Genomic DNA, 13887 nt, shown 5'->3' with positions numbered 1-13887 from the left:
GACCTGATCGTGTGAACACCTGGGCATAAAGAGGCCCTTTTCGGCAAGGCCGCGAAATTCATGCCCACTGAGCCGATTTCATCAACAGCACCGACCCGACGGGACAGAAAACGAAGGCGGCCATCCGAATCGTGAATAGCACAGGCCATGCGGAATTCACCGGATCTCTATGCACGATGTTTGCACAGGGGACCAAACGTTAACAGAAGGTTAAAATCGGCTGTTCTGCGGGATCCCACGCATATCAGAACGAAAGATATTCAAACCACGCGAGAATCCGCCGCGCGCCTGCGTCCCATGGGGACAGCACAGCCGCTTTGATGTGGATGAAAAAGGATCCCTGCAATCCACTGCCTAAAAAAATAAACAAAACATTAAACAAAACACTATTTAGAGAGCCTGCCCGGGATAAAGGACGATAGCTATGCGATCGCAAGACCGCCTCGTGATGAAGGCTCTAAGGGGCGAACGGCCATGGCCACCGCCCATCTGGATGATGCGGCAGGCGGGACGCTATCTCGCGGAATACCGCGAAGTACGCGCCAAGGTGCCAAACTTTTTAGAATTCTGCTATGAAACGAATCTGGCAGTTGAAGTGACGCTTCAGCCCATCCGGAAGTTCGGATTTGATGCATCGATTCTATTTTCCGACATTTTCGTCATCCCCGATGCGCTCGGTTATCCGGTTCGCTTCGAGGAAGGACGGGGTCCAGTTCTCGAGCCTCTCGACAAGTCCTTGATTGACGCGCTGAGGCCGGAGCGGGCGGCCGGCCATCTGGACCCGGTGATTGCAACGGTCAAACGGCTGCGGGCAGAACTGCCCGTGGAAACCACCTTGCTGGGCTTCTGCGGGGCCCCCTGGACCGTTGCGTGCTACTCGGTGGCCGGGCATACCACCCAGGACCAGACGGCCGCGCGCACGGGCGCCTATCGTGATCCGAAGCTCTTCGGCCGTTGGATCGATATTCTCATCGAGGCGTCGATTGATTATCTCACGCGGCAACTGGAAGCCGGCGCTGATGCCGTGCAGATTTTCGACACCTGGGCAGGCGTGCTGGACGAGGCCGGGTTCAAGCAATGGTGCCTGGAGCCAACGCGGCGGATCGTCGAGGGTGTGCGCAAGCGGGTGCCTAATGCCATGATCATCGGGTTTCCGAAGGCTTCTGCAGCGCGGTTGAAGACCTATATCGCGGAAACCGGAATTTCGGCCGTCGGACTGGACTGGACGGTTCCGTTCGAGCTGGCGCGGGAGATCCAGACAATCGTGCCGGTACAGGGCAATCTCGACCCCATGCGGCTGGTGGCCGGGGGTACGGCGCTCGATGAGGGCGTCGACCGGATTCTCGAGGAGCTCGGCGACGGGCCGCTGGTGTTCAACCTGGGACACGGAATCGTGCCGCAGACGTCGGTCGAACATGTGGAGCAGATGATCGCGCGGGTGCGGGCGGCGAAACCGCGTTGATCGCCTCTGCTGCCTCAGCGGAATCGCGAAGGATAGCGTGATGGACGATCTCTATCTCTGGCTGAAGGCGCTGCACATCATGGCGGTTATCTCCTGGATGGCCGCAATGTTCTACCTGCCGCGACTGATGGTCTATCACGCGGATTGCGTGCTTGGTTCGGCGCAATCGGAAACCTTCAAGGTGATGGAACGACGGCTCTTGAAGGCGATCATGACGCCGGCGATGATCGCCAGCTGGGTGTTCGGGCTGAGCGTGGCCTATGGCTACGGCTATTTCGGCGACGGCTGGCTTCACGCCAAACTGGCGTTCGTTCTGGGCTGAGCGGCCTGCACGGAGTGCTGGCCGGCCACGTCAAAAAGTTCGCCCGCGACGAGAACAAGCATTCGGGACGCTATTTCCGAATCATCAACGAAGTCCCGACCCTGGCGATGGTGGCGATCGTGCTGCTTGTGGTGCTGAAACCGTTTTAGATGTGAAGCAATTGAAATTGCTGCATTTAAAACTGCGATTTGACCGTGGAACACCTCTTGTCGCGGCGGAAGAAACTGTCTATGTTCCCGCCTACCCCACTTCTTGCAGACGGGCGCCCGGCGTTGATTAATGTGAGGCGTCGCACCGGTTAGACGATCGGTCCAAGATCTGTATATCCCCCACTTATTTCTCCTCTTCTGACGCCCTTCGGTGGCGAACACGCAAAGACCCAATCCATGCGGGAAATGAAACTCCAAGATCTGAAATCCAAATCTCCGACCGAATTGCTCTCCTTCGCCGAGGAACTGGACGTCGAAAACGCCAGCACCATGCGCAAGCAGGAGCTGATGTTCGCGATCCTGAAGCAGCTGGCTCTCCAGGACGTGGACATTATCGGTGAGGGGGTCGTCGAGATTTTGCAGGACGGCTTCGGCTTCCTGCGCTCTCCGGACGCCAACTATCTGCCTGGACCCGATGATATTTACGTGTCTCCTTCCCAGATCCGGCGGTTTTCGCTGCGAACGGGCGACACGGTCGAAGGCGAGATCCGTTCGCCCAAGGAAGGCGAACGCTATTTCGCGCTGCTCAAGGTCAACATGATCAATTTCGAAGATCCCGAGCAGATGCGTCACAAGATCCATTTCGACAATCTGACACCGCTGTATCCCGATGAACGCTTCCGCCTGGAAGTCGACGATCCGACGATCAAGGATCTGTCCGCCCGGGTGATCGATCTGACCACGCCGCTCGGCAAGGGCCAGCGCGGACTGATCACCGCGCCGCCGCGCACCGGCAAGACCGTGTTTCTCCAGAACATCGCCAAGGCGATCACCACCAATCACCCCGAGTGCTACCTGATCGTGCTGCTCATCGATGAGCGGCCGGAAGAAGTCACCGACATGCAGCGCACGGTGAAGGGCGAGGTCGTGTCCTCAACCTTTGACGAGCCGGCGGTGCGGCATGTGCAGGTGGCTGAAATGGTTATTGAGAAGGCCAAACGTCTGGTGGAGCACGGCCGCGACGTGGTCATTTTGCTCGATTCCATCACTCGTCTTGGCCGTGCCTACAATACCGTGGTGCCGTCTTCGGGCAAGGTGCTGACCGGTGGTGTGGACGCCAATGCGCTGCAGCGGCCGAAGCGCTTCTTCGGTGCCGCGCGTAACATCGAGGAAGGCGGCTCGCTGACGATCATCGCGACCGCGCTGATCGATACCGGCTCGCGCATGGACGAAGTGATCTTTGAAGAGTTCAAAGGCACGGGCAACTCGGAAATCATTCTCGACCGCAAGGTTGCCGACAAGCGCATCTTCCCGTCGATCGATATCCAGCGCTCCGGCACCCGTAAGGAAGAGCTTCTGGTTTCGCCCGATCAGCTCAAGAAGATGTATGTGCTGCGCCGGATCCTCAACCCGATGGGGACCGTGGACGCGATCGAATTCCTGCTCGGCAAGCTGCGCCAGACGAAGAGCAATGAGGAATTCTTCGACAGCATGAACACCTGACGGTCGCGCTTGCGGGATGGATTCGGATCCGTTCCGCGGCCCTGTCGACATCCGACGCGAAATCGTCGGATTCACATGAAACATTCAAGCGCCGGGCGGTTCTCGTCCGGCGCTTTTTTGTCGGTTCCTCCCGACCGACGGCAATCCAGGTGATTCGTTATGATCCCCATTATGGAGACTAGCCGTCTGATCTTGCGTCCGTGGCGAAGCAGCGATGTGTTCGCGCTCGCGGCCATGAACGCGGACGCGCATGTGATGGAATTTTTTCCATCCCTTCTGACGCCACAGGAAAGCCGTGAACTGCTCGAGCGCGCCGCCCGCCGCATGCAAATCGATGGATTCTGTTTCGCTCCCATCGAGCTCAAACAGTCCGGAGAGTTTCTCGGTTTCGCGGGGCTGCACCGTCCGGCCTTCAAGCCGGCGCTGGCCTTCGAACCTTGCGTTGAAATCGGCTGGCGACTGGTCCGCTCCGCATGGGGACGGGGTTTTGCGAGCGAAGCCGGATCCGCATGGCTTCGATTCGGCTTCGAAACCTTGGGATTGCTCGAAATCGTGTCCTTCACGAGTGCCGACAACCACCGTTCGCGCGCGGTGATGCAGCGGCTGGGGATGCGCCACGACGCTGATTCCGATTTCGATCATCCCGCGATTGCCGACGATCACACCTTGAAGCGGCACGTGCTGTACCGGCTCAGCGCGGCGGACTGGCGGCAAGGGTTTCTGGCGCGGGCCTGACGTGTGGCGTGAGGATGCTTGGTCGTTGTGGGTATTTCGGGGTCCCGGGTCTGCGGCGCACCGCTTGCACGCTGCACCGCGCCCGGGATGACAATGAGGGTGTGGGACGTACCAGCGCTCAGGAACGCTTAGTCTGACCCCACGTGCACAAGCCCGGGTCCATCACCCGAGCAGAGGCCTCAGACTGGTGGCGTCGGTTACCGGCAGGGAGCAGCTCTCGCCGCGGCAGACATAGACGGTGGTCCTTCCCACGTCCGCCTGCTTGCCCTTCGCGGGATGCCTGTCGGGGAGGTGTGTCGTGTCCGTCACCCGCTGCAGCACGAGATTGCGCGCCGGCGCCGTGTTCAGGATCTCCTCGAGGGCCGCATCCGGCTTTCCCGCCACCACGATCACCCGCACCGGATCGAGCCGGAAGTCGAAGGCGTTAAGCAGGCTGGCGGCGCCGAAAATGTTGGCGTGGATATCCGGGGCCAGACCGGTGAGCACGGCGTCGGCGCGCTCGCGATAAAGATCCTCGCCGGTGATCTGCCACAGACGCACCAGATTGGACACCATCACGCCATTGGGATTGGGGGTGGCGTCGTCCAATGCGCTTTTTGGCCGGATGATCAGGTCATCGGCATCGGAGGCGGTGAGAAAATACCCGAAATTATCGTTATCCCATTGATATTCATAGATTATTTTCTCAAAAGACTGGGCTTTTTCCAGATATTCCGGATTGTTTGTCAGCCGGTGCAGGCAGAGGCTTGCGCGAATCATCTCGGCGTAGTCGCTGGCGAGTCCTGGATACAATGTCTTGTCCGCGCGCCAGGAATGCCCGAGCCGGCCATCGCGGGTCATCGAATCGGTCACGAACTGATAGGCGTCCCGGGCGAGCGCGGCCCATGATTCACGTGAAAACAATTCGGCCGCGCGAACCAGCGCGCAGATGGTCATGCCGTTCCAGTCCGCCAGCACCTTGTCGTCAAGGGCGGGCCGGACGCGGCCGGCGCGGTGGTCCAGAAGCGTCGCGCGCATGTCCGCAAGACGCGCCTCGGTCTCCGGATCGGCGATCGATTCGGACTGAAGACGATTGAGGATCGTCTTGCCTTCCCAATTGCCGCCCGGCGTCACGTCGTACCAGGCCGCGAACAGGGCATAGTCATCGGCCGGCAGGAGGTCCTCGATCTCTGAGGCGTCCCACACGTAGAATCGGCCTTCCTCGCCTTCGCTGTCCGCATCGAGCGAGGAGGCGAAGCCGCCGCCGGACTGGCGCATCTCGCGCTCGAGCCAGCCGATGGTTTCCTCGATTCGGAGACGGAACAGATCGTCGCCAGTGTCCGCCCAGGCCTCGCACATCAGCTCGAGGAGCTGGGCGTTGTCGTAGAGCATCTTCTCAAAGTGCGGCGCCAGCCACTGTTCGTCGACCGAATAGCGGGCAAAGCCACCGCCGAGATGATCGTAGATGCCGCCCGATGCGATGCGCCGCAGCGAATGCAGAAAGGCAGTGTCGTACTGGGAATTGCCGGTGCGCTTGCCGGCCCGCCACAGAAGTTCGAGGATCGAGCCTTGCGGGAATTTGGGCGCGCCGCGGGTGCCGCCGTTGACCGGATCGATTAGCCCCAGCAGGCGCTCGGACGCCGTGTCGAGGATCTCCCAGGTCAGCGGCGCCTCGGTGGCGGTCTTGCGGCGCTTCAGCGCCTGCATGAGGGCCTGGGCGTTGGAGGCGACCTTGTCGGGCTGCGTGGCGTGCACATCCGCGATCTGCTGCATCACGTCGATGAAGCCTGGACGGCCCCATCGGCTCTGCTTGGGAAAGTAGGTGCCGCCCCAGAAGGGCTCGCCCCGGGGCGTCAGAAACATGGTCAGCGGCCAGCCGCCTTGCTCGCCAAGCGCATGCAGAGCGTTCATGTAAATCTGATCGATGTCCGGCCGTTCCTCCCGATCCACCTTGATGCAGATGAACAGCCGGTTCATCACCTCGGCGACCTCGGCATCTTCGAAACTCTCGTGCGCCATGACGTGGCACCAGTGGCACGCCGCGTAGCCGACCGACAGCAGGATCGGCTTGCCGCTGTCACGGGCGGCTTGCAGGGCCTGGGCATTCCATGGCCGCCAGTGAACCGGGTTGTCCTTGTGCTGGAGCAGATAGGGACTGGTCTCATGGGCGAGGAGATTTTCGGTCATGCGGTCTTTCGTGTGTCAGACGGGACTGGCCGTGCGGCCACGATGGGCTTATGTGATGCCAAGCATAGGCCGGGACTGTGGCGAGCGCGAGGGGTGCGGGATGGCGATGAATGAGCGGCAAACGATCTACGCGCTGTCGAGCGGCGGGCTGCCCTCGGGCGTCGCCGTGATCCGGCTGTCCGGCCCGCGCGTCCGATTCGTTCTCGAAACGCTCTGCCGGGGCGTGCCGGAACCGCGCGTCGCCACGCTGCGCCGGCTGTCCGATCCCGGGGACGGATCCATATTGGATCAGGCGCTGGTGCTGTGGTTCCCGGGCCCGGCGAGTTTCACCGGCGAGGATGTGGCCGAGCTGCAGCTGCACGGCGGCCGCGCGGTGGTGGCCGCGGTGCTCAGGGCGCTGGCATCCTTTGACGGACTGGCGGCGGCCGAACCGGGGGGCTTCACCCGCCGGGCGTTTGAGGCGGGACGGCTGGATCTGACCGAGGTGGAGGGCCTGGGAGATCTGGTGACGGCCGAGACGGAGGCGCAACGGCGCCAGGCCCTGCGGCAGATGGGCGGCGCTCTGGGACGGCTCTACAGCGATTGGGCGGCGCGGCTGACCCGTGCCCGGGCGATGATCGAGGCGGAGTTCGACTTCGCCGATGAGGAAGATGTGCCGGGCGGCATTTCCGACAGCATCTGGGAGGATGTGATTCGGATCCGAGACGAAATCCGCCACCATCTCGATGACGGGCGGCGTGGGGAGCGGCTGCGCAGCGGGCTGCAGGTGGTGCTGCTGGGGCCGCCCAATGCCGGCAAGTCGTCGCTGCTCAATGCTCTGGCGCAACGCGATGCCGCCATCGTCACCGAGGAAGCCGGGACGACGCGGGACGTGATCGAGGTGCATCTGGATCTGGGCGGCTATCCGCTGACGCTGGTGGATACCGCCGGGGTGCGCGAGAAGGGCGCGGGGGCGATCGAGCGCGAAGGCATCCGGCGGGCCCTGCTGCGGGCGGAGGGCGCGGATCTGGTGCTGTGGATGAACGACTCTGCGGCGGGGCCCATGCCGGTGCCGGATGTGCTGGCGCGCTCCGGCGTGCCGGTGTGGCCGGTGATGTCGAAGGCCGACCGGCTGGATAATCTGGATTCGTGTGCGCAACGATCCGGCGATGCGGAAGAGGGCGCACCACTGGCGATCTCGGTGAGGAGCGCGGAGGGCACCGCCGGGTTGATCGCGGCGCTGGAGCGGTTCGCTTCCCGCGCCATGGGCCGCGGCGAGGACGTGCTTCTCACACAGGCCCGGCACCGCGAGGGACTGGTGGCCTGTCTCGCGGGGCTGGATCGGGCGCTGGAGAATGTGCGGAGCCCGCTGGAACTGCGCTCCGAGGAGCTGCGCGGGGCCGCGGCCGGGCTTGGGCGCATCGTCGGAACCAGCGGCGTTGAGGATCTTCTGGACGTCATCTTCCGGGACTTTTGCATCGGCAAATAGGGATAACTCGGTATGGGTCTGTGGATTGCTGTGGGTGTTTCACGTGAAACACTTTGTTAACCCGTGTCGATTCGGATTCGATCCGAAAGGGCCATGTCTGTGGATAAGACGGGATGAAATCCGGGCGAGCCCTGCCGGGTCGATTGCAGCCCTGAAAAACGCCTCGTCCTGCGAGAGATCTTTGACCTGCGGCCGGGCTTGGGCTATGGACAGGGCTCTCCTTCAAAGACAGATCGAAAGCCATGAGCGAATACGATGTCATTGTGATCGGTGGCGGTCATGCGGGCTGTGAGGCGGCCGCGGCCTCCGCGCGCATGGGCGCGCGCACGGCGCTGCTCACCCATCGCGCCGAGAGCATCGGCATCATGTCCTGCAACCCGGCGATCGGCGGTCTGGGCAAGGGCCATCTGGTGCGCGAGATCGACGCGCTTGACGGACTCATGGGCCGGGCGGCGGACGCCGCCGGCATCCAGTTCCGTCTGCTCAACCGGCGCAAGGGACCCGCGGTGCGCGGCCCCCGTGCCCAGGCCGACAGAAAACTCTACCGCCAGGCGATCCAGAATCTGCTCAAGGGCGTTTCCGGGCTGACGGTGGTCGAGGGCGAGGCCGACGATCTGGTGATCGAGGACGGCCGGGTGCGCGCCGTGCTGACGGCCGACGGACGGCGGCTCGACTGCGGCGCGGCGGTGCTGACCACGGGCACCTTCCTGCGCGGGCTGATCCACATCGGCGACACGCGCATTCCCGCGGGCCGGGTGGGCGAGGCGCCGGCCATGGGCCTGTCCGCGACGCTGGAGCGCTGCGGCTTCGCGCTCGGCCGGCTGAAGACCGGAACGCCGCCCAGGCTGGACGGACGCAGCATCGACTGGAGTGCGCTCGAGGAGCAGCCCGGCGATAAGATCCCCGTACCGTTCTCCACGCTTACCAGATCGATCACGACGCGGCAGGTGCCTTGTCACATCACCCGGACGACGCCGCAGGGCCACGCGGTGATCCGCGACAACATCCACCGCTCGGCGATGTATTCCGGCTCCATCACCTCGTCCGGGCCACGCTACTGCCCGTCGATCGAGGACAAGATCATGCGCTTCGGCGAGCGCGACGGGCACCAGATTTTCCTCGAGCCCGAGGGGCTGGACGATCCGACGATCTATCCCAACGGGATTTCCACCTCGCTGCCCGAGGACGTGCAAGCGGCCTTCCTGCACACGATTCCCGGGCTGGAGAACGTGACCATCCTCAAGCCGGGCTACGCCATCGAATACGATCACGTGGATCCGCTGGAGCTGACCTCCACGCTGGAGACGCGGCGCGTGCCGGGGCTGTTTCTCGCCGGACAGATCAACGGCACGACGGGCTACGAGGAGGCGGGGGCGCAGGGGTTGCTCGCCGGGCTGAACGCGGCGCGGCGTGCCGGCGGCGGCGAGGGGCTGACGATTGGCCGGGCGGAAGGCTACATCGGCGTGATGGTTGACGACCTGGTGACGCGCGGTGTTTCCGAGCCCTACCGCATGTTCACGTCGCGCGCGGAATACCGTCTGACACTGCGTGCCGACAACGCGGATCAGCGTCTGACTTCGATGGGTCTGGAGGCGGGTTGCGTGGGCGCGACACGTCGAGTCGCCTTCGAAACAAAGATGGCGGCGCTGGAGACGGCGCGCGTCGAGGTGAGGCGGCTTGTGGCGAGCCCTACCGAGGTGCGTCGATTCGGGATCGATATCAATCAGGATGGTGTCCGGCGGAACGCATTCGATCTGCTGTCGTATCCCGGCGTGGATCTCAAGCGGTTGTCGGCGATCTGGCCGCAGCTCGGCGCATTCGCGCCGGACGTGGCCGAGCAGGTGGAAATCGACGCGCTCTACGCAGTCTATCTGGAGCGGCAGGACGCGGATATCGCGCGGCTGCAGCGCGAGGAGGGGACGGTGATCCCCGCCGATTTCGATTATTCGGTGATCAGCGGGCTGTCCAATGAGTTGACCCAGAAGCTTGCGAAAGTGCGGCCGGGAACGCTGGCGCAGGCCGGGCGGATCGATGGGATCACCCCGGTGGCGCTGACGCTGGTCCTCGCCCATGTGAAGAAACGCGATACAGCGAAGGCGGGATCCCGTGGCGCAGCCTGACAATAGACGCGCCGCAGGTTCTACCACTGGTTCCGGCGCGCCCGCGGGGCCTCAGGACGGCCCTAAGGCGCTTGAGGGCGTGATCTCTGTTTCACGTGAAACGCGGGAGCGCCTGGAGGCCTATGTGGCGCTGTTGCGCCGCTGGCAGCCGGCGCAGAACCTTGTTTCCGCCTCGACGCTCGATGCGGTGTGGACGCGGCATGTGGCCGATAGCGCGCAACTTTATCGGCTCGCGCCGGATGCCCGGCGGTGGATCGATTTCGGCTCGGGCGCCGGCTTTCCGGGCCTGGTCACGGCGATTCTTCTGGCCGGCAAGGCGGATGCGTCCGGCGCCATGGTGCACCTGGTGGAGAGCAATCAGCGGAAAGTGGCCTTTCTGCGCACCGTCATTCGCGAGACCGGAATCCCGGCTACCGTGCACGCGGGTCGAATCGATTCCGTGACGAAGGACTGGTCCGAGCCGATCGATGCGGTCTCGGCGCGCGCGCTTGCGGATCTCGACCAGCTCTGCGGCTTCGCACAGGGCTTTGTGGCCCGTGGCGCGCGGGCCTTTTTCCACAAAGGGCGCGAATATCGCGCGGAGATCGAGAAAGCGTCTCACGCCTGGGAGCTGGATCTGGTAGAAAAAGTAAGTCTCGTGGATCCCGACAGTGTTATTCTGGAAGTCAGCCGGATTGCGGCGCGCGGGCAAGGCAAGGGTGTTTCGCAATGAGTGTGCTTCCTCGGTCTCCTCGCGTGCTTGCATTGGCCAACCAGAAGGGCGGCGTCGGCAAGACGACCACCGCCATCAACCTGGGAACGGCGCTCGCCGCCATCGGTGAGCGGGTTCTGGTCGTCGATCTCGACCCGCAGGGCAATGCCTCCACCGGGCTTGGCATCGACCGCAGCCAGCGCGAAATCTCCACCTATGACGTGCTCTATGGCGACGACACGCTGGCGCATGCGCTGTGCGAGACCGCCGTGCCGCGGCTGTGGGTGGCGCCCTCGACGCTGGATCTTCTCGGCCTCGAGCTGGAAATCGCCGATGCGCCGGACCGGGCGTTTCGTCTACGCAAGGCGATCTCGGATTACGTGGCCGCCGCGCGCGAACGTTCGGATCTGCCCGACTTCAGCTATGTGCTGGTGGATTGCCCGCCGTCGCTCAACCTGCTGACCATCAACGCGCTCAGCGCGTCGCATTCGATCCTGGTGCCGCTGCAATGCGAGTTTTTCGCGCTCGAAGGCCTCAGCCAATTGCTCAGCACGGTCGAGCAGGTGAAGAACGCATTGAACCCGGAACTGACGATCCACGGCATCGTGCTGACCATGTATGACAGCCGCAACAACCTGTCCGACCAGGTGGTGGCCGACGTGCGCGAAACGATGGGCGATACGGTCTATGAGACGGTGATCCCGCGCAATGTGCGGGTCTCCGAAGCGCCGTCCTACGGCAAACCTGTGCTGTTGTATGATCTCAAGTGCAGCGGCAGCCAGTCCTATCTGCGGCTGGCCTCGGAGATCATTCAGCGCGAGCGGCGGCTGCGCGAAGCGGCTTAGTTATCCCCGGCGGTCGCGGCCAGCCTATGATGGGTTTGCCGACGCGTGCGCGTGGGCCTTGTTGAATTCGAGATGCTGCGAGATGCCCGGTGTGGGCGATCCAAAAATGCGGAACGACGTCATGGCAGATGAGGCAGGTGGTGGACGGAACAAGCGGCTTGGCCGTGGTCTTGCGGCGCTGATCGGCGAAGTCGGTCCGGAGTCCGGCGCGGGACAGCAGCCGACGGCAGAGCAGTCCGCGACATACCGCAGTGGATCGCGCAAGGTGCCCGTTGAGATGATCCGGCCCAATCCGCGCAATCCGCGTAAGACGTTCGGGCATGACGATCTGTCGGATCTGGTCGACTCGGTGCGCGAGAAGGGCATCGTGCAACCGATCCTGGTGCGTCCGGTGCCCGGCAAGTCCGGACACTTCGAGATCATCGCCGGTGAGCGCCGCTGGCGCGCCGCGCAGAAGGCGGGCCTGCATGAGCTGCCGGTGGTCATCCGCGAGGTCACCGACCAGGAAGCGCTTGAGCTCGCGATCATCGAGAATGTCCAGCGCGCCGATCTCAATCCGATCGAAGAAGCGCTCGGCTACGACCAGCTCGTGGCCGAGTTCTCGTATAGCCAGGTCGAGCTCGCCAAGGTCATCGGCAAGAGCCGCTCGCATGTGGCGAACACCCTGCGGCTGCTGAAGCTGCCCAACTCGGTGAAGGACTACCTGGCCGAGGGTCTGCTGACCGCCGGTCATGCCCGTGCCCTGATTACCGCGGACGATCCGGCCGCGCTGGCCGAGGTGATCGTGGAAAAGGGTCTCAGCGTGCGTGAGGCGGAGAAGCTGGCGCAGGACCCGGAAGCGCTGAAGAAGGAAAAGGCCAAGGCGGCGAACGAAAAGCCGCAGAAGCCGGCGGACACGCTGGCGCTAGAAAAACGCCTGACGGACGGCCTCGGCTTCACGGTCGCCATCAGCCACAAGGAAAAGACCGGGGCGGGCGAGATGAAGATCAAATACAAGTCACTGGAACAGCTGGACGCGATCTGCAAGCTGCTGGAGTCATCCAAGTAACTGATATTGTTGAATAATGATGTATTTCAAGGGCCTGCCGGGTTGATCTGGCGGGCCCTTTTCGATTCGGCTGCGAAAGGGATGGGGTGGCTGGCGTTCCTGCTCCCGTCATGCCGGGCTTTGTCCGGGCAATCCAATCCAAAGCGCGGCATCGTGACGGTCTCCAACGGGAGATTCAGCCGTCTTCATACATGGCCCTTTGGCTGCAGCCCGCAGAGTGGTTGCCCCGGACTGCGCCGGGGCATGACGTCTGTGGGTGAGGCGTGTGATGTGCTCCGTCGCCGCTTCGGTCGTGAGCCAGGTTTGTATCGGCCTGCATCGAATCGGCTGCGAAACGCCTTACCGGCGGCGGGCCTGGCGGGCGACGCGGGCGATGGTGACCAGGACATCGGAGACGATCGCGACGCCGAGGGTCTGCATGAGACGGGACTTGGCGGCCGCGTCGTCGAGCAGTTCGAGCGCGCGTTCGATCCGGTCGGTCGACCAGATGTGGATCTGCTGCGCCATCATCGTCTTGCGCTTGAAATAGACTGGCGGACGGGCGCGATCGACGACGAAATCCGCCGTCTTGCCGGCGTCGACCTCGGCGCGGGCCTGATGTAGCCACTGGAAGTGGCGCAGCACCGACGTGGCGATCACCGAGATGTGGATGCCCGAGGCGTCGAGCCGGTCCAGCCCATGGTCGAGCGTCGCGAGATCGCCGGTGGCCGCCGCGTCAATCAGCGTGTCGAGTGCGAAGGCCGAGGCGTCGCCGACGACGGCCTCGACGTCGTCCGCCTCGATGCGGCCCTTGCCCAGGGCGTAGAGGCACAGCTTGCGGATCTCGCCGCGCGAGGCCATGCGGTCGGCGCCCAGCAAGGACTGCAGGGCGGAGCGGGCCTCGCGGGTGATCGTCAGGCCCGAAAGGCGGGTCTCCTCATCGATCAGTTTTTCCAGATCGCGGGTCGCGTCCGCGTAGCAGGGAATGGCGACGGCGGTGCGGTGCTTTTCAACCAGCTTGCGGATGCCGGATGTCTTTTTCAAATCGCCCGCGTCGATGACAACGAGCGCGTCCGCCGTGCCGAGCTTGAGGACCGGTTCCAGCGCCGGCGCGAGATTGGCGCCGCCTGCGTTGCGCACCCAGATGATCCGCTTGCCGCCGAACAGCGGAACCGTGAGGACTTCGTCGATCAGCCGCTGCGGATCGGATGTCAGGTCGGAGGGATCGAGTTTCACGAGCGAGAAGGGATCGTCGTTGTCCTTGCTCGCGGCCTTGACGATGATTTGTGCGCGTTCGGCCACAAGCCCCGTATCCGGTCCGTAGACCAGCACCACCGGCACCGTCTGGGACGGATTGGCGACGAAGCGATCGATTTCGGCGGCTTTCAGAGCGACCATG

10 protein-coding genes and 1 pseudogene are annotated in these 13887 nt (G+C 63.5%); 9 read left to right on the top strand and 2 right to left on the bottom strand.

Features of this window, described 5'->3' with window-relative positions:
* The first annotated feature begins 424 nt into the window (after positions 1 to 424).
* The 4 genes and pseudogenes from hemE to D1F64_RS00485 all read left to right on the top strand — a co-directional run bounded on the left by hemE (position 425) and on the right by D1F64_RS00485 (position 4171).
* Positions 425 to 1462 (top strand): uroporphyrinogen decarboxylase, encoded by a 1038-nt coding sequence (hemE, locus tag D1F64_RS00500; protein WP_117410811.1) that lies wholly within the window; start codon positions 425 to 427, stop codon positions 1460 to 1462.
* 40 nt (positions 1463 to 1502) lie between these two features.
* A pseudogene (gene hemJ, locus D1F64_RS00495) lies at positions 1503 to 1933 on the top strand (protoporphyrinogen oxidase HemJ).
* Between the two features lie 237 nt (positions 1934 to 2170).
* Positions 2171 to 3436, top strand: coding sequence for a transcription termination factor Rho (rho, locus tag D1F64_RS00490; protein ID WP_117410810.1), 1266 nt, complete (start codon positions 2171 to 2173; stop codon positions 3434 to 3436).
* A 216-nt stretch (positions 3437 to 3652) separates the two neighbouring features.
* Positions 3653 to 4171: a GNAT family N-acetyltransferase gene (locus D1F64_RS00485; protein ID WP_248304561.1), complete on the top strand. Its 519-nt coding sequence runs from the start codon at positions 3653 to 3655 to the stop codon at positions 4169 to 4171.
* A 162-nt stretch (positions 4172 to 4333) separates the two neighbouring features.
* Here the strand turns inward: D1F64_RS00485 and D1F64_RS00480 are convergent, their stop codons facing one another.
* The gene (locus tag D1F64_RS00480; protein ID WP_117410808.1) at positions 4334 to 6337 is read right to left on the bottom strand and encodes a thioredoxin domain-containing protein; all 2004 of its coding nucleotides are present in this window, start codon (positions 6335 to 6337) and stop codon (positions 4334 to 4336) included.
* A gap of 100 nt (positions 6338 to 6437) precedes the next feature.
* Between D1F64_RS00480 and mnmE the strand changes: the two genes are divergently transcribed.
* From mnmE to D1F64_RS00455, 5 genes are all read left to right on the top strand, one after another.
* Positions 6438 to 7805 (top strand): tRNA uridine-5-carboxymethylaminomethyl(34) synthesis GTPase MnmE, encoded by a 1368-nt coding sequence (gene mnmE, locus D1F64_RS00475; RefSeq protein WP_205470595.1) that lies wholly within the window; start codon positions 6438 to 6440, stop codon positions 7803 to 7805.
* A gap of 242 nt (positions 7806 to 8047) precedes the next feature.
* Complete coding sequence (mnmG, locus tag D1F64_RS00470; protein ID WP_117410806.1) at positions 8048 to 9925, top strand: tRNA uridine-5-carboxymethylaminomethyl(34) synthesis enzyme MnmG; 1878 nt, start codon at positions 8048 to 8050, stop codon at positions 9923 to 9925.
* Positions 9912 to 10637 (top strand): 16S rRNA (guanine(527)-N(7))-methyltransferase RsmG, encoded by a 726-nt coding sequence (gene rsmG / locus D1F64_RS00465; protein WP_205470594.1) that lies wholly within the window; start codon positions 9912 to 9914, stop codon positions 10635 to 10637. Before mnmG ends, rsmG begins: the two co-directional genes overlap by 14 nt.
* Positions 10634 to 11461 (top strand): ParA family protein, encoded by an 828-nt coding sequence (locus D1F64_RS00460; RefSeq protein ID WP_117410804.1) that lies wholly within the window; start codon positions 10634 to 10636, stop codon positions 11459 to 11461. Before rsmG ends, D1F64_RS00460 begins: the two co-directional genes overlap by 4 nt.
* A gap of 121 nt (positions 11462 to 11582) precedes the next feature.
* Positions 11583 to 12509, top strand: coding sequence for a ParB/RepB/Spo0J family partition protein (locus D1F64_RS00455; RefSeq protein ID WP_117414319.1), 927 nt, complete (start codon positions 11583 to 11585; stop codon positions 12507 to 12509).
* Positions 12510 to 12848: 339 nt separating this feature from the next.
* Here D1F64_RS00455 and holA read toward each other — a convergent pair whose 3' ends face one another.
* Entirely contained in the window at positions 12849 to 13886 is a 1038-nt protein-coding gene (gene holA / locus D1F64_RS00450) for a DNA polymerase III subunit delta (protein ID WP_117410803.1), read from the bottom strand.
* Between the last annotated feature and the right edge of the window lies 1 nt (position 13887).

The organism is Breoghania sp. L-A4 (genome assembly GCF_003432385.1).
Classification (GTDB): Bacteria; Pseudomonadota; Alphaproteobacteria; order Rhizobiales; family Stappiaceae; genus Breoghania.
The sequence above is the reverse complement of the archived record's forward strand: the minus strand, read 5'-3'. Positions and strand labels throughout refer to the sequence as shown.